Source organism: Stappia indica (assembly GCF_009789575.1).
Taxonomy (GTDB): domain Bacteria; phylum Pseudomonadota; class Alphaproteobacteria; order Rhizobiales; family Stappiaceae; genus Stappia; species Stappia indica_A.
In genome coordinates this window covers 2,072,343-2,092,079 of the sequence record NZ_CP046908.1, presented here as the reverse complement: position 1 = coordinate 2,092,079, position 19,737 = coordinate 2,072,343, and the positions used below count along the sequence as shown (strand labels likewise).

Below are 19,737 nucleotides of genomic sequence, written 5' to 3'. Positions count from 1 at the left end.
GCGAAAGGGAATCGGGGCGGGTCGCGGCAAGGCGCGCGTTTCGCCCTTGCTGCCAACAGGCAAGACGGGCAGCAAGACAGGCAGGCGGGTCATGACGGCGAGCGGATCGGGCGACAGCGGGCAGGGGATGCAGGCAACGGGCGCCAGGGGCCGCGACCAGACGCAGTCCGTCGCCGACCGGCTGCGCGCGCGGATCATTTCCGGGGAGCTTGCCGCCGGCCAGCCGCTGCGCCAGGAGACGATTGCCGAGGCCTACGGCGTCAGCCGCATGCCGGTGCGCGAGGCGCTGCGCCTGCTGCAGGCGGAAGGCTTCGTGGAGATGGTCCGCAATCGCGGCGCCAGCGTCGCCGCCATCGACGCGCGCGATCTCGCCGAGATCCACGAGATGCGGGTGCTGGCCGAGTGCCTTGCCCTGCGCCATGCGATCCCCGAACTGACCGAAAGCCGGATCGACCGGGCGGAAAGCATCCAGGGCGAATTGGAAACCGCGCCCATCGAGGCGTTCGGCGCGCTCAACAAGCGCTTCCACATGACGCTTTACGAGGCCTGTGCCCGCCCGCGCCTGCTCGCGCATATCTCATTGCTGCACGATGCGGCGGACCGCTACCTGCGCATCGCCATCCGCCAGCTCGACTACGCGGTGCGCTCCGACCGCGAGCACCGCGAACTCCTCGCCGCCTGCCGCCGCCGCGATGCTGTGGCCGCGGAAGTGATCCTGCGCACCCATATCGAGGAAGCCGGCAAGGCCTTGCTTGCGGCGTTGCCGGGGTAGGGGGGCGGTGCCCCTACCTTTCCAATCCGCCGGTCAGCGTCATCGCCTGATGAGACCGAATGAATTGGTTCGAGATTATCGACGAGACGCAGAATATCCGCGATGCCTTGTTGGTTACAGACAATACCAACGCGTACCAGGGCCGCCGCATGAAAGGGCGAATGCCGCGGCGATGCTTCATCGCCGGCCTGCCCGGCAGGTTGTCGCCACCACGGCGGAAACCGAAAGGAACAGGCTGACAATCGACCCGAAGCAGGGTTCAATAACCCAAGAAACCCGCGCCGCCTCATCGGCTCCGAAACACGGAGCTGTCAGGTAAATAACGTTGCTGTACATGCTGTTCTCAAATAACGCGAACATAACCGCGCTCTTCGTTCTTTGATGACGCGAAATAGTTGATCGGCTCTTCATAGAGTCGAGATAGCTGCTTGATGCGCTGGCGCAGTCCCTCCCTTTTCATGCTCCGGTCATTGAGCTTGAACATCAGGTGATAGAACGAGATCCAGAACGCAGCTGCGTCATCGAACCTGATGCTGCGCTTCGGGCCGATCAGGGAGTAGCATCCCGTATCGGGCAGTATTTGCTTAGCTAGGCCGAAGGTAGCCATTTGGCAGGCCGAAACGAATACGCGTCGGCCTTTTAGGTGTGGGGAAAGCATACCCCCTAAATCCGCATAACCAATGTCGTCGAACGTTGTCGCCATCCCCCGCTTGTCGGCGTGACAGGAAATATGAAGATAGCGATATTGCGACTGGCCAAAGATATCGACAATTTCCCCAAGCTCGCGCCGTGTGCGAATATAATAGTATACAGTCTCACTCTTGCCGGCGAGATGAAGCATGCGTGATATAAGCTCTCCTTCCTGGCGCTGCGCTCGTTCGTCCGCCAGGGTCAATGTCTCGATGATAAATAATTGCGGTTTGGTTTTATCCCTCATGTCCCCTCTCTTTCGGTTGCCGTGAAAATAGAATGCCAAACTGAGGCGGAATGTTTCTCTTTGCAGATAGCGCTAGTTAGGCTTCTTCTAAAAAATCTTTTAATAGATCAATGGCTTACTCTAGCGCGGCACGGACGTTACCGCCGAGGTGGCCCTCGCTCAACAGTTGAGAGTGCGCCAAAAGAGAATCGGCCGCCGGGTCCTTCAGTGCCCTCCATTCACGGGTCGCCTGCACCTACTCATGCTGTGCAGTTCGGTGTGCCCCCCCCTACCGCTCCAACCCACTCGTCAGCGTCATCGCCTGGCGGCGGAGGTAGTGCATCAGGTCGTCGGCGCGGGCGCGGGCGAGGGCGACGTCGCCGGAGGCGATGGCCTGCATCAGTTCCATGTGGTGCCAGGCGGCGGAGTTGAGGTCGCTCTCGCCGAAATAGCGGAACCAGAACCGCCGCGAATGGGTCTGCAGCGGCGCCACCACCCGGGCGGCGAAGGGGTTGCACGCGGCCACCGCGACGATCTCGTCGAAGGTCTTGTCCTCGCGCAGAAACCCGTCGACATCGCCGGCGGCGGCGGCGTCCCGCATGGCGCGGGCGCATTCGCCCAGCCGGTCGCGCTCGTCGCGGCTCGCCAGATGCGCGGCCGAGCCGGTCAGCAGGATCTCCAGCGCATGGCGGGTTTCCAGCACCCGGGCGAAGTCGGCCGGGTTGATGTCGGCGACGAGAATGCCGAGGCGCGGGCGGATCGTTACCAGCCCTTCCCAGGCGAGGCGCTGGATCGCCTCGCGGATCGGCGTGCGGCCCATGTCCAGCAGCGCCGCGATGCGGCTTTCCGTCATCGCCGTGCCCGGCGCCAGCCGCAGGGTGACGATCTGCTCCTCCAGCGCGCGATAGGCGCGGGCCGCCCGGCTTTCCTCGCCCTCCTGGCTGGCGGGTCCGAGCTCGGCAGGTCCGGCGCGTTCGCCTCCGGCGGGGCTGGCGGTCATGGTGGTCTCCTCTCGCCAGTCACCTGAATCTGAAGTTCGTCACATCTCGCGGCATGCGTTGAGCGAACTTCAGATTCAAGAGGGTGACTGGCAGGCTTATATTTCCAGTGTGGTTTTCGAATTTGAAATACGCCCTGGAGGGTGCTGCCAACATGAGGCGTATTTCAAATTCACCACACTGGCCTCTATTGATATATCAGTCGTTGACAGAAGGAAAGCCGCGTGGGACTGTGCGCTCGACAACTGATATATCAGATGGCGGCAAGGGAGTTTCGATCATGTGGCGCGGTGTGTTTCCGGCGGTAACGACCAAGTTCACCAGCGACGACCGGCTGGACATGGCCGAGATGGAGCGCTGCTTCGCGCTTCAGGTCGAGGCGGGTGTCGACGGGCTGATCGTCTGCGGCTCGCTCGGTGAGGCGATGGCGCTGGAGGCAGAAGAAAAGCTCGAGATCCTCAAGCTGGCCAAGTCCGTCGCAGGCAGCCGACCCGTCCTGATGACCGTGTGCGAAAGCTCCACCCGCCGCGCGGTTGCTGCCGCGCAGGCCGCGGCGAAGGCCGGGGCGGACGGCCTGATGGTGCTGCCGGGCGTACCCTATCGCTCGGCCCCGCACGAGACGCTGGCGCATCTCTTCGCGGTCATCCGCGGGTCCGGCCTGCCGTCGATGATCTACAACAACCCGGTCGCCTACGGCGTCGACGTGACGCTGGAGATGTTCGAGGAACTGGCCGGCGAGCCGCTCGTCGTGGCGATGAAGGAGTCTACCGACGACATCCGCCGCGTCAGCGAGGTGATCTCGCGCTTCGGCGATCGGTTCGACGTCTTCACCGGCGTCGACAATCTGGCGCTGGAAAGCCTCGTCATGGGTGCCACCGGCTGGGTCGCCGGTCTCGTCGTCGCCTTCCCGAAGGAGACGGTGGCGATCTGGAAGCTGGCGCAGGCCGGCCGCATCGAGGAAGCGCGGGCGATCTACCGCTGGTTCCGCCCCTTGCTGGATCTCGATGTCTCGACCAATCTGGTGCAGAACATCAAGCGCGCCGAAGTGCATGCCATCGGCTCCAACGACCGCTGCCGCGCACCGCGCATGGCGTTGTCGGGTGCCGAGGCCGAGCGGGTCGACGGCATCATCCGCGCTGCGCTGGACACGCGGCCGCAACTGCCGGCGCTCTGATGCGGCGAGCGGCGCCGGCCGGGTCCGGCCAAGGTTCGGCGACAGGATCTATTGGGGCGTGAAGGACGGATGGACGACAGGTCCGAAGTGACCATCATCGGGGCCGGCATCGTCGGCCTTGCCACGGCGGCGGCGCTGCTTGCGCGCGGCCATGCGGTGACGGTGATCGACCGGGACGAGCCGGGCAGCGGCACCTCGCGGGGCAATGCCGCCGGCATCGCCTGGACGGATGTCGCCCCGCTCGCCTCGCCCGGCATCTGGCGCAAGGCGCCGGGCTGGCTGCTCGACCCGCTCGGGCCGCTCGCCATCCGCCCCTCCTATGCCCTGTCCATCCTGCCCTGGATGCTGCGCTTCGTGCAGGCCTCGCGGCCAGCCGCCTGGCGCCGCTCGATCTCGGCCATCGCCGCGCTCAATGCCGCCGCGCTGCCTGCCTGGGAGCGGCTGTGGCAGGACAGCGGCACGCTGCACCGGGTGAAGCGCGAGGGCTGTCTCGACGTCTTCGACAAGCCGGCGGAAATCGCGCGGGCACGGGCCGGCTGGCAGCTGCAGCGCGACCACGGCATCGAGGTGCGCGAGCTGGGCGGCCCCGAGCTGCGCGACATGGAGCCCGATCTCGGGTCGACGGTGGCCGGCGGCGCCTTCCTTCCCGGCTGGGTGCAGGTCGACGACCCGCACGGGCTGTGCCTCGACCTTGCCGCCCATGTGCGCGCCCGCGGCGGCACCATCGAGCGCGGCGAGGTGGCGGCGATCGCCCGTTGCAGCCAGGGTGTCGTGCTGCGCATGCGCGAGGGGCCGGTGCGCCGTGCGCCGCATGTGGTGCTGGCCTGCGGGGCCTGGTCGCGCCGGCTTGCCGCCGGCATCGGCGAGAACGTGCCGCTCGACACAGAGCGCGGCTACAACATCACGGTGCCGGAACCCGGCGTCTCCTTCCGCCGCTTCATCATGCTGGCCGGCTACGGCTTCGTGCTGTCGCCGCTGGCGAAGGGCCTGCGCATCGGCGGGGCGGTGGAGTTCGGCGGGCTTGCGGCCGCGCCCGACTGGCGGCGTGTCGATGCGCTGGTGGCGCGCGCCGGCAAGGTGGTGCCGAACCTCAGGGCCGAGACCGGCGAGCGCTGGATGGGTTTCCGTCCCTCGCTGCCCGACAGCCTGCCGGTGATCTCGCCAAGCCGCCGCGTTCCGGGCCTGATCCACGCCTTCGGCCATGCCCATCACGGCTTGACCCAGGCGGCGGCGACGGGCGAACTCGTCGCGGCGCTCGTTGCCGGCGAGCAGCCCTCCATCGACCTTGCCCCTTACGCGGTCGACAGGTTCTGACAGTCTGGGTTTTTTGAAGTCTGGGTTCTTTCTTAAGGAGGCAGCCGTGGCGCGGCATACGTTCTTCTGCATCGACGGACATACCTGCGGCAATCCGGTGCGGCTCGTCGCGGGCGGGGGACCCAACCTTGCCGGCGACAGCATGCTGGCGCGGCGGGCGGATTTCCTTGAGCGCTACGACTGGATCCGCACCGGGTTGATGTTCGAGCCGCGCGGCCACGACATGATGTCCGGCTCGATCCTCTATCCGCCGACGCGCGAGGATTGCGACATCGGCGTCCTCTATATCGAGACCTCCGGCTGCCTGCCCATGTGCGGCCACGGCACCATCGGCACCGTCACCATGGCGATCGAGGAGGGGCTTCTCGTGCCCCGCACGCCGGGCCAGGCGCGGCTGGAAACGCCGGCAGGTCTGGTGCTTGCCGATTACGAGATGGAGGGCGAGCACGTCGCCTCCGTGCGGCTGACCAACGTGCCCTCCTTCCTTGCGGCGCAGGATCTTGAGATCGACTGCCCGGAGTTCGGCCGGCTGACCTTCGACGTCGCCTATGGCGGCAATTTCTACGCGATCATCGAGCCCCAGGAGAATTTCGCGGGCGTCGGCGCCATCGACGTCGACCGGCTGGTGGCGATCAGCCCGGCGCTTCGGATCGCGCTCAACGAGGCGTACGAGATGGTGCACCCGGAGGACGGGCGCATCCGCGGCATCACCCACATCCAGTGGTCGGGCCCGGCGACCCAGCCGGGGGCGGATGCGCGCAACGCGGTCTTCTACGGCGACAAGGCCATCGACCGCAGCCCCTGCGGCACCGGCACCTCCGCCCGCCTTGCCCAGCTGCATGCGCGCGGCCGGCTGACGGTCGGCGACCGTTTCGTGCACGAGAGCGTCATCGGCTCGCTGTTTACCGGCGGGGTGAAGAGCGAGACCACCGTCGGCGGCCGGCCGGCCATCGTGCCCACCATCGAGGGCTGGGCGGTGAAGACCGGCACCTCCACCATCACGCTGGACGAGCGCGACCCCTACATGACGGGCTTTTCGGTCACCGGCACGGGGGTGAAGCTCTACCCGCGCCCGTGAGCCCGGCTTAAGCGGGTGCACAGGCGGGCGCGAAGCCTGTAGGAAGGGAACGAACCAACTCGGGATCCGATTCGCTTCATGGACTGGTCGCCCCAGCAGCAGCACGCGCTCGACGAGACGGCGCGCTGGCTGAAATCGAAAGACAAGCAGGTCTTCCGCCTGTTCGGCTTCGCCGGCACGGGCAAGACGACGCTCGCCCGCCATCTGGCGGAGGGCATCAACGGCGATGTCGCCTTCGGCGCCTTCACCGGCAAGGCGGCCCATGTGCTGCGCCAGAAGGGCTGCGACGACGCCACCACCATCCATGCGATGATCTACCGGCCGCGCGGGCGCAAGGACGAGACCGAGGACGATGAGGCAAGCCTCAGCTTCTCGATCAACCGCGACAGCATCGCCTCCAAGGCCAAGCTGATCGTCATCGACGAATGCTCGATGGTCGACGAGGATCTCGGCCGCGATCTCCTGTCCTTCGGCACGCCCGTGCTGGTGCTCGGCGATCCGGCGCAGCTGCCGCCGGTCAAGGGCGGCGGCTTCTTCACCGAGGCCGAGCCGGACGTGATGCTGTCGGAGGTGCACCGCCAGGCGCGCGACAATCCGATCGTCCACATGTCGATGCTGATCCGCGAGGGCGGCGAGCTTGAGGCAGGCCGCTACGGCGACAGCCGCATCATCTCGCGCCGCGAGATCGACGCCGCCTCGATCCTCGCCAGCGACCAGGTGCTGGTCGGCACCAACCGCACGCGGCGGCTCTATAACGGCCGCATCCGCGAGCTGAAGGGCTACACCACGCAGATGCCGGCGGTCGGCGACAAGCTGGTGTGCCTGCGCAACGACAAGGCCAAGGGCCTGCTCAACGGCGGGCTGTGGACCGTCGAGCGGCTGCGCCCGTCCAAGGGCAACACGCTGCGCTTCGACGTGCGCCCGGAGGACGAGGCCGCCGGCAAGGGCCGGGTGCAGGTCAAGGTGCTGCCGGGCCTGTTCGAGGAGGGCGCGGACCAGATCCCCTACGCCCTCAAGCGCCGCTCCGACGAGTTCGACTACGGCTATGCGCTCACCGTCCACAAGGCGCAGGGCTCGCAGTGGGACGATATCGTCCTGTTCGACGAGAGCTGGGCCTTCCGCGAATATCGCGACCGCTGGCTCTATACGGCGGTGACCCGCGCCGCGCAGCGCATCACCGTGGTGCGCTGAGCCCGAGCCTCAGCCTGGGCCCCGGTCCCGCCCCGTTCGCGCGGTTTTCCACTTCCGGCCGTCCGTCTTCGCGTCCCGCACTGGCGCGGCGCGCGCAGCGCGCGTAATGTTCGCGGCCCGCCGACCGGCCCCGCCCGGCGGCCCGATTTGTCGACAGGCCCGCAAGATGACCGATTTTTCCTCCTTCGCGCCGGACGTTCCGGCTTCCCGCCCGGCCTCCGCGAAGACGGCGCTGCCGCCGGAGATTTCCGCCCGCATCGCCCGCGCCATCGCGGCCGAGCTCGTCTGTCGGCCGGAGCAGGTCTCCGCGACGGTGGAGCTGCTCGACGGCGGGGCGACGGTTCCCTTCGTCGCCCGCTACCGCAAGGAGGCGACCGGCGGTCTCGACGACACGCAGCTGCGCCGGCTCGAGGAACGGCTGACCTACCTGCGCGAGATGGAGGAGCGGCGCGGCGCGATCCTGCGCTCCATCGAGGAGCAGGGGAAGCTCGACGACGCGCTTGCCGGGCGTATCCACGCGGCCGAGACCAAGGCGCAGCTGGAAGATCTCTACCTGCCGTTCAAGAAGAAGCGGCGGACCAAGGCGCAGATCGCCCGTGAGGCGGGGCTGGAGCCGCTGGCCGACCTGTTGATCGGCGATCCCTCGCACGACCCGCAGGAGACGGCGGCGCGCTTCGTCGACGCGGAAAAGGGCGTCGAGGACACCAAGGCGGCGCTCGACGGCGCGCGCCAGATCCTGATGGAGCGCTTTGCGGAAGATGCCGCGCTGGTCGGGCGGCTGCGTTCGCACATGACCTCGGGCGCGGTGCTGCGCTCGCGCGTGGTCGAGGGCCAGGAGCAGGCCGGCGCCAAGTTCTCCGACTATTTCGACTATCGCGAGAAATGGGCCGACGTGCCGAGCCACCGGGCGCTGGCGCTGCTGCGCGGCCGCAACGAGGGTGTGCTGGCGCTGGAACTCGCCGTCGACGAAGACGCTCAGGGCACCTTCAAGCCGGTCGAGCTGATGGTGATGAGGGCCGCCGGCATCGAGGACCGGGGCCGGCCGGCCGACCGCTGGCTGGCGGAGACGGCGCGCTGGGCCTGGCGGGTCAAGCTGGCGCTGCATCTGGAACTCGACCTGATGAACGCGCTGCGCGAAAAGTCCGAGGAAGAGGCGATCCACGTCTTCGCCCGCAATCTCAAGGACCTGCTGCTGGCCGCGCCCGCCGGCCACAAGACGGTGCTGGGTCTCGATCCCGGCATCCGCACCGGCGTCAAGGTGGCGGTGGTCGATGCCACCGGCAAGCTGGTCGAGACGACGACGATCTACCCGTTCCAGCCGCGCAACGACATCGTGGGCTCGACGGCGGCGCTGAAGGCGCTGATCGCCCGGCACGGCATTTCGCTCATCGCCATCGGCAACGGCACGGCGAGCCGCGAGACCGACCGGCTGGTCGCCGATCTGCTCGGCGAGATCCCGCCGGCGAACCGCCCGATCAAGGTGATCGTCAACGAGGCCGGCGCCTCGATCTATTCGGCGAGCGAGCTGGCCTCGCGCGAGCTGCCTGGCGTCGACGTCTCGCTGCGCGGGGCGGCCTCCATCGCCCGCCGCCTGCAGGATCCGCTGGCCGAGCTGGTCAAGATCGAGCCGAAGTCCATCGGCGTCGGCCAGTACCAGCACGACGTCAACCAGACCAAGCTCGCCAAGGCGCTGGACGCGGTGGTCGAGGATGCGGTGAACGCGGTCGGCGTCGACCTCAACACCGCCTCCGTGGCGCTGCTCGCCCGCGTTTCGGGCCTTTCCGCCGGCCTTGCCGAGGCCATCGTTGCGCACCGCGAGGCGGCAGGCGCGTTCCGCGACCGCAAGGCGCTGCTCAAGGTGGCGCGGCTCGGGCCCAAGGCCTTCGAGCAATGCGCCGGCTTCCTGCGCATTCCCGGCGGCGACAATCCGCTCGATGCCTCGTCGGTGCACCCGGAGGCCTATCCGGTGGCGAGCCGCATCGTGCAGGCCTGCGGCCGGCCGCTGTCCGAGGTGATGGGCAATCCGGCGCTGTTGAAGGGGCTCGATCCCTCGCTCTTTGCCGACGACACGTTCGGCCTGCCGACGGTGCGCGACATCCTCGCCGAGCTGGAAAAGCCCGGCCGCGATCCGCGTCCGGAGTTCAAGACCGCGAAGCTTGCCGATGGCGTCGAGACGATGAGCGACCTGCGCCCCGGCATGGTGCTGGAAGGCACGGTCACCAACGTCACCAATTTCGGCGCCTTCGTCGATATCGGCGTCCATCAGGACGGCCTTGTCCACGTCTCGCAGATCGCCGACCGCTTCGTGCGCGATCCGGCGGAGGTGGTGAAGGCCGGCGACATCGTCCGGGTGAAGGTCGTGGAGGTCGACATGGCGCGCAAGCGCATCGGCCTCACCATGCGCAAGGACGGCGGCGCGGAGGCCGGCGCGCGGGGTGCCGGCGGCTCCGACCGGCCGCGCGGCGGTCCCGGTGGTTCTGGTGGTCCTGGCGGCGGTGGCGACCGGCCGAAGGGCGGCCCCGGCGGTCCGCGTCGCGGCGGGCCCGGCGGTGGCGGCGGTTCTGGCGGTTCGCGTCCCCCGCAGGGCGGTGGCGACGGAGCCATGGCCGCAGCCCTTGCAGCCGCCTTCAACAAGAAGAAGGGCTGATCGGGGAGGGGCGGTGCAAAAAGGCACCGAGACGTGAGGGCGGTCGTTCCGCTCCTCGGTTGTCATGCCTGCGTCAGGCAGGCATCCAGTATCCGCCGGGGCACGTGGCGACGCTCCGGTGAAGCCCTCCCATCTTGGCCGCGTCGAGGCGCCAACCGCACGACCTGGGGTTACTGGTTCCCGGTCTCCGGCTTCGCCGGAACCGGGACGACAGCGGAGCGGGCTGTGGGGCCGGCGCGCCGCTTCTATTCGAACCGGGCGCCGATCTTCGGCGTGCCGGGCAGTCCCTCGTAGGTGAGCGTGACGCTCAGGCCCGGCTTCATCGGATGCAGCGGGCCGATGGAGCCGACGGAAACAAGGTCGCCGGGCTTCAAGGCCTTGCCCTGCGCCTTCAGCACGCCGGCGATCCAGGCGACCGCGTTGAGCGGGTGGCCGAGCACGGCCTTGCCGGGCGCTGCCGACAGGGTCTCGCCGCTCGCATCATCCGTCAGTTTCGCGGTGAAATCGGCGAGCATGGCAACGCCCTCGGCCCCTTGCGGGATCTCGATCAGCTCGCCCATCGCGCCTTTCCAGGCGCCGACATTGATCGAGGTGATGGCAGGACCGTCGAGCTTGTCGTCCTTGCCGACGACGAGCGCGGGCAGCTCCAGGAACGGGCGTACGCCGGCGATATGGGCCAGCACCTCTTCCGGCGTCGCCGCCTCGTTGACGGCGGCATCGGCGATCTCGACCACCAGGTCCGCCTCGAACAGCGCGCGCACCGCCTCCGCCGGGCGGGCGGTGGCGTTCCCCCTGACGATCATGCCCTGAAGCAGCGTGCCGAAGACCGGCTCGGTGACGCCGAAGGCTTCCTGCGACTTGGGCGAGGTCAGGCCGGCCTTGTAGCCGACGACCGGGCCGAGATCGGTTTCCAGGCGGGCGAGGATCTTGCCTTGCGCGCACAGGGCATCCGCCATCGATCCGCCGGCGGCGACCGGCGGCGGCGTCGGGGCCGCGCTGGCGCGTGCGGCCAGGAAGGCGTCGATGGCGGCATCGTCCGGACAGGCGGCTTGGGCCGCGCCCGGTACCAGAAGCAGCGAGACGAGAAGCGAGGCACCAAGGGCAAGTGCCGAGCGATTGGAATGCATTTATGAAACTCCTCCCGAAAGGCGCAACTGCGCCGGGCGCAAGAGTGCCGGGGCACGGCACGCCTTGCAAGCGCCAGCCCGCGCCGGGGCAGGGGCCGTTCACATGCCGCCGTACTGCTCCTGCAGGTAGATCCAGTAATTGCCGAGATGGTGCTGCCAGAAATAGTCCTTCGGGTCCTGCGGGTTGCCGCCGGGCCGGGCGAAGAGCGGCACCAGGGCGCCTGCCGGGGCATAGTTCAGCGACAGCTGCACCCGCGACAGCAGCGTGTCGAGCACCGGCGAGAGGGCCGTGCCGGGAACCGGCGTCGCGCCGCCGCCGCCGCCCGGCAGCGCGTCGGGGGCAAGGCGGATGGAGGCAAGGCCCGCCTTCAGCGCGGCGATGCTCGCCTGCGCATGCGCGAGCGCCTGGACATGCGCGGCCTCGGCCGCCGTCGCGGCCGTCAGTGCCATCGCCGCGACCCGCGGATCGCTGTCCGGCATCGTCTCGCCGGCATAGGCGCGCAAGGGGTTGGGCGTGTTGAGATCGCCCGGTCCCTGCAGCGTGAAGGGCACCTGCGGCACCCATCCTTGCGTGCTGGCGATGGTCCAGCCGAACCCGGCCATGCCGGCGATGCCCGCGTAGTCGGCGGCATAGTGGTCGTTGCCGGGCTTTGCCGGCGCCAGCACATAGGTCTTGGCAGAGAGCGTGCGGAAGGGCGCGAACGGCCCGGATGCGTGGCGCAGGAACGAGGTGGCGAGCGTTGCGATGGAGGCGCCCTGGCTGTGTCCGGTGACCAGCAGCTCCGTGTCCGGCAGCAGCGACAGGCGGGCAAGGCTCGCCAGCAGCGGCCGGTCGGTGGTCAGCAGCATCAAAAGCAGGCCGAGCGTGAAGCCGAGATGGGTGCCGGCGACGACGGCGCTGCCCGTTTCGTCGCGGGCGAGATGAAAGGGAATGTCGAGCGTCGTGCCGCCGATATCGAGTTCCAGGTCGAGCCTTGCATCGATCAGCGGAAACAGCAGGTCGGCCAGGATGCTGGCGTCCGTGTCGACCGTACCGCGCACGACGAGCGCATAGCGGTTCGGGGCGGCATCGCTTCGCCAGATCTGCCAGAGATTGTCGAGCAGCGTCGGGCCGGACGGCGACAGGCCGTCGACCTTCGACCAGCCGAGCGCGACCGGATCGGGCGTCGGCACCGGAATGGCGGGCGCGCCATAGATCGACTGGGAGAGCGCGAGCGCGGCCTCCGCCTCGGTGAAATCGAAGCCTGCGGTGAAAGCCATGCCATCCTCCCGATCTGCCGAGAAGAGCAGGATAGTCCGGATATCCAATCTTGGGTTGTAAAATCGCGTCCGTGCCCGCCGCATCGCACGCCGGGCCGGGCGGGCATGAAAAAGCCGCCGCGCCGGGGAGGCGCGGCGGCTGTGCAGTGGTGCGAAGCAGGGAGCTTATTCGGCTTCGTCGGCCGAGCCGGAATTCAGCAGCGAGTAGCGCTCGACACCGATCTTCTCGAGCAGCTCGAGCTGGGTCTCGAGGAAGTCGATGTGACCTTCCTCGTCCGCCAGCAGCTCCTCGAAGAGCTTCATGGAAACGTAGTCGCCCTCGTCGTGGCAGATGTCGCGCGACTTGGAGTAGGAGGTGCGGGCCTCGTGCTCGCCGGCAAGATCGGCTTCCAGCACTTCCTTGACGTCCTGGCCGATGCGCAGCGGCGCGACCTTCTGCAGGTTCGGGTGACCCTCCAGGAACAGGATGCGCGCGATGATCTTGTCGGCGTGCTGCATCTCCTCGATGGACTCGGCACGCTCCTTCTTGGCGAGCTTGGTAAGGCCCCAGTCGTCAAGCATGCGGTAGTGCAGCCAGTACTGGTTCACCGCGCCGAGCTCGAGGAACAGCGCCTCGTTGAGCCGTTCGATAACCTTTGCGCTGCCTTTCATTCGATGCTCTCCTTGTATTCTGTGTGCGCCGTTCCGGCCGCACCACCACGGTCGCTTCGGCTTTGCGAAGCGATCAGTTGCACGCAGTTTAGAATAATTCCAATCCTGTGTGAAGAGGGGAACAGCGGGTTTGCGCAAGGATCTTGCGATTGAGCCCGCGCATTGTGGCGGCAAGGTGAACCGCTCGCGCCGATCCTGCGTTTAACGACGTGTGGAAAACAGGAAGGCCCCGGATATGTCGCATGCGATCGCCTATGGCGCCACGGCGCTGATCTTCTTGGCGCTGGATTACATCTGGCTGGCGCATGTGGCGGGCTCGTTCTACCGCGAGCGCCTTGCCGGGCTGATGGCCGAGCAGGTGAATTTCACGGTCGCCGGCGTCTTCTATCTGGTCTACGTGGTCGGCATCGTCATCTTCGCCGTCGCCCCGGCGCTGCGCTCGGGCAACTGGCAGGACGCGGCGCTTTACGGCTGTCTCTTCGGCTTCTTCGCGTATGCGACCTACGATTTCACCAACCTTGCCACCTTGCGCGACTGGCCGGTGGTGGTGACGGTGGTCGACGTCGCCTGGGGCACCTTCGTCACCGGCTTTTCCGCAACCGTCGGCTACATCGTCGCCCGCAATTTCGTCTAGAGACCTTCCGGCTCGATCTTTTGACCAAGTGCCCTTGCGGCTTGCCTTTTCCGTCCCGACCCGGCCATTGTTGCCACAATGATGGAACGGCTTGCAGCGGAGGAACGGCATGGCCATGACGGGAGATCGGACGGGGAACGTGGCGCTGGTGACGGGGGCGAGCGCGGGCGTCGGGCGTGCCTGCGCCATCGCCTTTCTCAAGGCGGGCTATCGCACTGTGCTGACCGGGCGCCGGGGCGACAAGCTGGAAGAGACCGTGGCCATGTCCGGCGTCGACCCGGCTGGTGCCCTCTGCGTTCCCTGTGATGTCAGCGAGCCGGCGGCGGTGGACGACCTGTTCGGCGCCCTGCACGATGCGTTCGGGCGGCTCGACGTTGTCTTTAACAATGCCGGCACCACCGTGCTGGGCAAGCCCATCGGCGATCTTTCCTTCGAGGAATGGCGCAAGCTGATGTCCGTCAATCTGGACGGCGCCTTCCTGATCGCGCGCGGCGCCTTCAACATGATGCGCGCGCAGGACCCGCAGGGCGGGCGGATCATCAACAACGGCTCGATTTCCGCCCATGTGCCGCGTCCCGGCTCGGCCGCCTATACGGCGTCCAAGCACGCGATGACCGGCCTCACCCGCTCCATCTCGCTGGACGGGCGCCCGTTCAACATCGCCTGCGGCCAGATCGATATCGGCAATGCGGCGACCGACATGACGGTGCGCATGCAGGAGGGCGTTGCCCAGCCGGACGGCAGCGTGCGGGCCGAGCCGGTGATGGCGGCCGAGAATGTCGCGAGCTCCGTCCTGCACATGGCGAGCCTTCCGCTCGATGCCAATGTGCAGTTCATGACGGTGATGGCAACGACCATGCCCTATATCGGCCGCGGCTGAGCAGAGCTCTGGTCAGACGGTGAGGTGGGCGCGGACCGCGCTCTCCTCCAGTTCGTCCCGGGTGCCGGCGAGCACCACTTCGCCGCGGTCCATCACGGCGAAGCGGTCGGCCAGGTCCCGGGCGAACTCGAAATACTGTTCCACCAGCACGATGGCCATCTCGCCGGTGTCGCGCAGGAACGAGATCGCGCGGCCGATATCCTTGATGATCGAGGGCTGGATGCCCTCCGTCGGCTCGTCGAGGATCAGAAGGCGCGGGCGCATGACGATGGCCCGGCCGATGGCGAGCTGCTGCTGTTGGCCGCCCGACAGGTCGCCGCCGCGCCGCGACAGCATGTCCTTGAGCACGGGAAACAGCTCGAACACCGTGTCGGGCACCCGCCGCTGGCCGTGCGGCAGCACGGCAAAGCCCGTCTCCAGGTTCTCACGCACGCTGAGCAGCGGAAACACGTCGCGCCCCTGCGGCACCAGGGCGATGCCCTTGCGGGCGCGCTGATAGGGCGTCATGCGGGAAATGTCCTCGCCTTCCCAGCGCACGCTGCCGGCGGAGATCGGCTGCTGGCCGGCGATGGCCCGCAGGGTCGAGGTCTTGCCGACGCCGTTGCGGCCCATCACGCAGGTGACCTTGCCGACCTCCGCACTCAGGCTGACATCTTTGAGCGCCTGCGCGGCGCCGTAATGGAGGTCGATGTTCTCAACGGTCAGCATGCAACCTCCATTACGGTCTTGCGCGTCAGTTCAGCAGCTTGCGGTTCAGCAGCTGCAGCACCCGCGCCTGTTCCTCGTCCGGTCCCCCGCCCACGTCGCAGACCGCCCGGGCGATGGTAATCAGCTGGTGCAGCTCGCCCTGGTCGAGACGGCTTCTCCAGAGCTTGTGGAACCGCTGGACCGGGTCGTCGGCATTGATGACGTTCTGGGCGATCCAGTCGCAGAAGATCAGCAGCTCGTCCATATCGCCGGGCGGGACGATCCCCTGCATCCCTTCGCGGATGACGGCCTTCGCCTCGTCCTTGTAGGCGGGCTTTTCCTTGGCCAGGCAGAAGTAGAAGGTCACCGCGGCGATCACCGGGTCCTCGATGGAGGCCAGCGGCGCGTCCTCGACCTTCTTGCGGAACTGCTTGCGCTTGTAGGCGCCGCGCATCCGCTCGACGGAATCGATCACTTCGCTCCCCGCCTCGCGGAGCATTTTCAGTCGCCAGTACCAGACCGCCACACCCACGGCGATCGTTGCGAGAAGGCCCAATAGAGGCATCATCCGTCTCCTGTCCGGTTCCCTCGACCGAGGGATACATAAACGGCAAGACGGTTGCAGTGCCACAGTTCATTGCGCGTTCCACGATTACCGGCCCAGATAGACGTCGATGACCTTCTGGTCGGACGAGACGTGGTCGAGCGAGCCTTCCGCCAGCACCGAGCCTTCGTGCAGCACCGTGACCTTGACGTCGAGCGCCCGCACGAAGGTCATGTCGTGCTCGACGACGACGACGGAGTGGCTCCGGGCGATATCGCGCAGGAGGTCGGCGGTCGCCGCCGTCTCCGCATCGGTCATGCCGGCGGCGGGCTCGTCGATCAGCAGCAGCTGCGGGTCCTGCGCCAGCAGCATGCCGATCTCCAGCCACTGCTTCTGGCCGTGGCTGAGATCGCCGGCAAGATCCTCGCGGCGGCTGTCGAGCCGCACCAGCTCCAGCAGCGCGTCGATGCGGGCGCTCTCCTCGCGCTCGCGCCGGTGGAACAGGGTGGCGAAGGGCCCGCGCGGGGCTTTCAGCGCCAGCGCGATATTGTCCTCCACCGTGTGGCTTTCGAAGACCGTCGGCTTCTGGAACTTGCGGCCGATGCCGAAGCCGGCGATCTCCGCCTCGTCGTGGCGGGTGAGGTCCAGCTTCTCGCCGAACAGCAGCGTGCCGGTGTCCGGCCGGGTCTTGCCGGTGATGACGTCCATCATCGTCGTCTTGCCGGCGCCGTTCGGGCCGATGATCGCGCGCATCTCGTTGCGCCCGATCAGGAAGGACAGGTTGTTCAGCGCCTTGAAGCCGTCGAAGGAGACGCTGACGCCGTCGAGATAGAGCAGGGAGCCCGTGGCGGTCATCGTGTCACTCCGCGGCCTGGTTGCGGGCGAGAGCAGGGGCGGGGGCGATGGGCGCACCCGCCGACACGTCCGCCGGTGAGGTCTTGTCCTTGCGCTTCGGCAGGCGGGCGCGGAGCGTCGCGGCGAGGCCGAGAATGCCCTTGGGCAGGAACAGCGTCACCGCGACGAACAGCGCGCCGAGCGCGAACAGCCAGATCTCGGGCAGGGCGGCGGTGAACCAGCTCTTGGCGAAGTTGACCAGCACCGCGCCGATGATCGGGCCGACAAGGGTGCCGCGGCCGCCGACCGCCACCCAGATCACCGCCTCGATGGAGTTGGCCGGAGCGAATTCGCCCGGATTGATGATGCCGACCTGCGGCACGTAGAGCGCGCCGGCAAGCCCGGCCATCATCGCCGAGACGGTCCACACGAACAGCTTGTAGTGCTCCACCCGGTAACCGAGGAAGCGGGTGCGGCTTTCCGCGTCGCGCACCGCGACCAGCACCTTGCCGAGCTTCGAGCCGGTGATGGCGATGGCGAGCACCAGGCTTGCGGCGAGCGCCAGCGCGGAGGCGGCGAAGAGGCCCGCGCGGGTCGTGTCGGACTGCACCGAATAGCCGAGGATGTCCTTGAAGTCGGTCAGGCCGTTGTTGCCGCCGAAGCCCATGTCGTTGCGGAAGAAGGCGAGCAGCAGCGCATAGGTCATCGCCTGGGTGATGATCGACAGATAGACGCCGGTGACGCGCGAGCGGAAGGCGAACCAGCCGAAGACGAAGGCCAGCAGCCCCGGCACGGCCAGCGCCATCACCATTGCGAAGGGGAAGGCGTCGAAGCCGGTCCAGTACCAGGGCAGTTCCTTCCAGTTGAGGAACACCATGAAGTCGGGCAGCAGCGGGTCGCCATAGACGCCGCGCGTGCCGATCTGCCGCATCAGGTACATGCCCATGGCATAGCCGCCGAGGGCGAAGAACGCCGCATGGCCGAGCGAGAGGATGCCGCAATAGCCCCACACCAGGTCGAGCGCCAGCGCCAGCAGGGCATAGGTGAGGTACTTGCCCATCAGCGTCACCGCATAGGTGGGCACGTGCAGCGGGTGATCGGCCGGCAGGGCAAGATTGAGGACGGGCACCAGCACGGCCGCGCCGACAAGCAGTACCAGCATGGCGAGGCGGGTGCCGGTCAACCCGCCGGCGAGGAAACGGACCATCATGACGGGCGGCTCCGCGGGATGCGGGCGGGACGGGGGCTCATGCCTCCACCGCCCGGCCCTTCAGCGCGAACAGGCCGCGCGGACGCTTCTGGATGAACAGGATGATGAAGACGAGCACCAGGATCTTGGCCAGCACCGCGCCGGCGAAGGGCTCCAGGAACTTGTTGGCAACGCCGAGGCTCATCGCCGCGACCAGCGTGCCCCACAGGTTGCCGACGCCGCCGAACACCACGACCATGAAGCTGTCGATGATGTAGGACTGGCCGAGATTGGGCGAGACGTTGTCGATCTGCGACAGCGCCACCCCGGCGATGCCGGCGATGCCCGAGCCGAGGCCGAAGGTCAGCGCGTCGACCAGCGGCGTGCGGATGCCCATGGAGGCGGCCATGCGCCGGTTCTGGGTGACGGCGCGCACGTTCAGCCCGAAGCGGGTGAATTTCATCGCGATCAGCAGCGCGGCGAAGACCGTCAGCGCGAAGACCAGGATCCACAGCCGGTTGTAGGTGATGGTCAGCTGGCCGATCTCGAAGGCGCCGGACATGAAGGCCGGGTTGCCGACCTCCTGGTTGGTGGGGCCGAAGATCGAGCGCACCGCCTGCTGCAGGATCAGCGACACGCCCCAGGTGGCGAGCAGCGTCTCCAGCGGGCGGTTGTGCAGGAAGCGGATGATGCCGCGCTCGATGCCGATGCCGACGAGGCCGGCGACGAGGAAGGCGGCCGGCAGCGCCACCAGCAGCGAATAGTCGAAGAAGTCGGGCGCGTGGGTGCGGAACAGGTTCTGCACCACGAAGGTGGTGTAGGCGCCCAGCATCACCATCTCGCCATGCGCCATGTTGATGACGCCCATCACGCCGAAGGTGATGGCAAGGCCGATGGCGGCGAGCAGCAGCACCGAGCCGAGCGACAGGCCGAACCAGACGTTGCGGGCCGTGTCCCAGGCCGCCTGCAGCTTCTGGATCCGGGCAAGGGCGGCACCTGCCGCCTCGTGCAGCTCGCTCGCGTCGCTGTTCTGCACCGCCGTGATCATCGACAGGGCGTCGCGGTCGCCGCGTTCGGCCAGCGTGTCGATGGCGGCGATCTTGTCCTCGGTCGGGCGGTCGGAGGCGAGCACGGCGGCGGCGCGCGCCTCGCGCATCAGCTTGGCGACGCCGGTATCCGTCTCGGCGGCAATCGCCGCGTCCAGCGCCTCGATGCCCTCGGCGTCCTGCGCCTTGAAGATCGCCTCGGCCGCCTGTCGGCGGGTGGTCGCATCCGCGGCGCGCAGGGTCAGCCCGCCGAGCGCTGCGCGGATCGTTCGGCGCAGGCGGTTGTTGACGCGGATCTTGTCGAGCGCGCTGGAAGCGGTGCTTTCCAGCGCTTCGCCGGTCAGCGGGTCGGTGAGCGCAAGGCTTCCGCCCGCCCGCTTGCCGATGACCACGGCCTTGTCGGCCTTGCGCACATAGAGATCGCCGTTGGTCAGCGCTTCCAGCGCCGGCACCACGGCCGGAGCGCCGGTGGCGGCGAGCGCGGCGATCTGCTCTTCCGTGTCGCCGAACGAGCCTTTCCCGAGCGCATCAATGAGCGGGCGCAGGGCTGCATGGTCCTGCGCGCCCGCTGCCGAGGACAGCAGCGCCAGCGGCAGCAGGGCCAGCAACAGCGCCAGCCACAGGGGCAGTCGCGGGGCCAGTCGCGGGGCCGGGAGAGGGCGCGGAGCGTATGCGTTCGCCGATGCTTTCACTGGGGACCGTCCGGGCTGGGGTGCGGAATGCGGTAGGAGAGGAGGGGTAAGGAGGAGGCGGATCTGCGCCCGCCTCCCTCCCCCTCTGGTTGCGACGGACGGG

The 19,737-nt window shown here is 67.8% G+C and carries 19 protein-coding genes; 9 read left to right on the top strand and 10 right to left on the bottom strand.

Going from position 1 to position 19,737, the window contains the following annotated elements:
• The first annotated feature begins 91 nt into the window (after window positions 1-91).
• Both GH266_RS09845 and GH266_RS09840 read left to right on the top strand, forming a co-directional pair.
• The gene (locus GH266_RS09845; protein WP_244953801.1) at window positions 92-772 is read left to right on the top strand and encodes a GntR family transcriptional regulator; all 681 of its coding nucleotides are present in this window, start codon (window positions 92-94) and stop codon (window positions 770-772) included.
• A gap of 59 nt (window positions 773-831) precedes the next feature.
• Window positions 832-1,011, top strand: coding sequence for a hypothetical protein (locus GH266_RS09840; RefSeq protein ID WP_158193756.1), 180 nt, complete (start codon window positions 832-834; stop codon window positions 1,009-1,011).
• 104 nt (window positions 1,012-1,115) lie between these two features.
• On the opposite strand, the gene GH266_RS09835 is transcribed toward GH266_RS09840, so the two are convergent.
• Both GH266_RS09835 and GH266_RS09830 read right to left on the bottom strand, forming a co-directional pair.
• The gene (locus GH266_RS09835; protein ID WP_158193755.1) at window positions 1,116-1,709 is read right to left on the bottom strand and encodes a hypothetical protein; all 594 of its coding nucleotides are present in this window, start codon (window positions 1,707-1,709) and stop codon (window positions 1,116-1,118) included.
• Between the two features lie 268 nt (window positions 1,710-1,977).
• Window positions 1,978-2,688, bottom strand: coding sequence for a GntR family transcriptional regulator (locus GH266_RS09830; RefSeq protein WP_158193754.1), 711 nt, complete (start codon window positions 2,686-2,688; stop codon window positions 1,978-1,980).
• Window positions 2,689-2,966: 278 nt separating this feature from the next.
• Here GH266_RS09830 and GH266_RS09825 point away from each other — a divergent pair, with 278 nt between their 5' ends.
• The 5 genes from GH266_RS09825 to GH266_RS09805 all read left to right on the top strand — a co-directional run bounded on the left by GH266_RS09825 (window position 2,967) and on the right by GH266_RS09805 (window position 10,090).
• Window positions 2,967-3,860 carry a dihydrodipicolinate synthase family protein gene (locus GH266_RS09825; RefSeq protein WP_158193753.1) on the top strand — a complete coding sequence of 298 codons (894 nt, stop codon included), beginning with the start codon at window positions 2,967-2,969 and terminating at the stop codon, window positions 3,858-3,860.
• A gap of 69 nt (window positions 3,861-3,929) precedes the next feature.
• The gene (locus tag GH266_RS09820) at window positions 3,930-5,174 is read left to right on the top strand and encodes an NAD(P)/FAD-dependent oxidoreductase (RefSeq protein WP_158193752.1); all 1,245 of its coding nucleotides are present in this window, start codon (window positions 3,930-3,932) and stop codon (window positions 5,172-5,174) included.
• A 46-nt stretch (window positions 5,175-5,220) separates the two neighbouring features.
• Complete coding sequence (locus GH266_RS09815; protein WP_158193751.1) at window positions 5,221-6,252, top strand: 4-hydroxyproline epimerase; 1,032 nt, start codon at window positions 5,221-5,223, stop codon at window positions 6,250-6,252.
• Window positions 6,253-6,330: 78 nt separating this feature from the next.
• Window positions 6,331-7,443 carry an ATP-dependent DNA helicase gene (locus GH266_RS09810; protein WP_158193750.1) on the top strand — a complete coding sequence of 371 codons (1,113 nt, stop codon included), beginning with the start codon at window positions 6,331-6,333 and terminating at the stop codon, window positions 7,441-7,443.
• 166 nt (window positions 7,444-7,609) lie between these two features.
• Window positions 7,610-10,090, top strand: coding sequence for a Tex family protein (locus GH266_RS09805; protein ID WP_158193749.1), 2,481 nt, complete (start codon window positions 7,610-7,612; stop codon window positions 10,088-10,090).
• Between the two features lie 245 nt (window positions 10,091-10,335).
• Here the strand turns inward: GH266_RS09805 and GH266_RS09800 are convergent, their stop codons facing one another.
• The 3 genes from GH266_RS09800 to bfr form a co-directional block, all read right to left on the bottom strand.
• Window positions 10,336-11,217, bottom strand: coding sequence for a 2-keto-4-pentenoate hydratase (locus GH266_RS09800; protein WP_158193748.1), 882 nt, complete (start codon window positions 11,215-11,217; stop codon window positions 10,336-10,338).
• A 99-nt stretch (window positions 11,218-11,316) separates the two neighbouring features.
• Window positions 11,317-12,477: a lipase family protein gene (locus GH266_RS09795; protein WP_158193747.1), complete on the bottom strand. Its 1,161-nt coding sequence runs from the start codon at window positions 12,475-12,477 to the stop codon at window positions 11,317-11,319.
• A 165-nt stretch (window positions 12,478-12,642) separates the two neighbouring features.
• On the bottom strand, window positions 12,643-13,128 hold the full coding sequence (gene bfr, locus GH266_RS09790) for a bacterioferritin (protein WP_158193746.1): 486 nt from the start codon (window positions 13,126-13,128) through the stop codon (window positions 12,643-12,645).
• Between the two features lie 235 nt (window positions 13,129-13,363).
• Here bfr and GH266_RS09785 point away from each other — a divergent pair, with 235 nt between their 5' ends.
• Entirely contained in the window at window positions 13,364-13,762 is a 399-nt protein-coding gene (locus GH266_RS09785; RefSeq protein WP_158193745.1) for a DUF2177 family protein, read from the top strand.
• A gap of 115 nt (window positions 13,763-13,877) precedes the next feature.
• The gene (locus GH266_RS09780; RefSeq protein ID WP_199270494.1) at window positions 13,878-14,642 is read left to right on the top strand and encodes an SDR family oxidoreductase; all 765 of its coding nucleotides are present in this window, start codon (window positions 13,878-13,880) and stop codon (window positions 14,640-14,642) included.
• Window positions 14,643-14,654: 12 nt separating this feature from the next.
• Here the strand turns inward: GH266_RS09780 and urtE are convergent, their stop codons facing one another.
• The 5 genes from urtE to urtB all read right to left on the bottom strand — a co-directional run bounded on the left by urtE (window position 14,655) and on the right by urtB (window position 19,553).
• Window positions 14,655-15,350 (bottom strand): urea ABC transporter ATP-binding subunit UrtE, encoded by a 696-nt coding sequence (urtE, locus tag GH266_RS09775; protein ID WP_158193743.1) that lies wholly within the window; start codon window positions 15,348-15,350, stop codon window positions 14,655-14,657.
• 25 nt (window positions 15,351-15,375) lie between these two features.
• Window positions 15,376-15,897, bottom strand: coding sequence for a hypothetical protein (locus tag GH266_RS09770; RefSeq protein WP_199270493.1), 522 nt, complete (start codon window positions 15,895-15,897; stop codon window positions 15,376-15,378).
• 84 nt (window positions 15,898-15,981) lie between these two features.
• Entirely contained in the window at window positions 15,982-16,728 is a 747-nt protein-coding gene (gene urtD / locus GH266_RS09765) for an urea ABC transporter ATP-binding protein UrtD (protein ID WP_158193742.1), read from the bottom strand.
• A gap of 4 nt (window positions 16,729-16,732) precedes the next feature.
• Window positions 16,733-17,869 (bottom strand): urea ABC transporter permease subunit UrtC, encoded by a 1,137-nt coding sequence (urtC, locus tag GH266_RS09760; protein ID WP_425329569.1) that lies wholly within the window; start codon window positions 17,867-17,869, stop codon window positions 16,733-16,735.
• Between the two features lie 85 nt (window positions 17,870-17,954).
• Window positions 17,955-19,553: an urea ABC transporter permease subunit UrtB gene (gene urtB, locus GH266_RS09755; protein WP_425329568.1), complete on the bottom strand. Its 1,599-nt coding sequence runs from the start codon at window positions 19,551-19,553 to the stop codon at window positions 17,955-17,957.
• Between the last annotated feature and the right edge of the window lie 184 nt (window positions 19,554-19,737).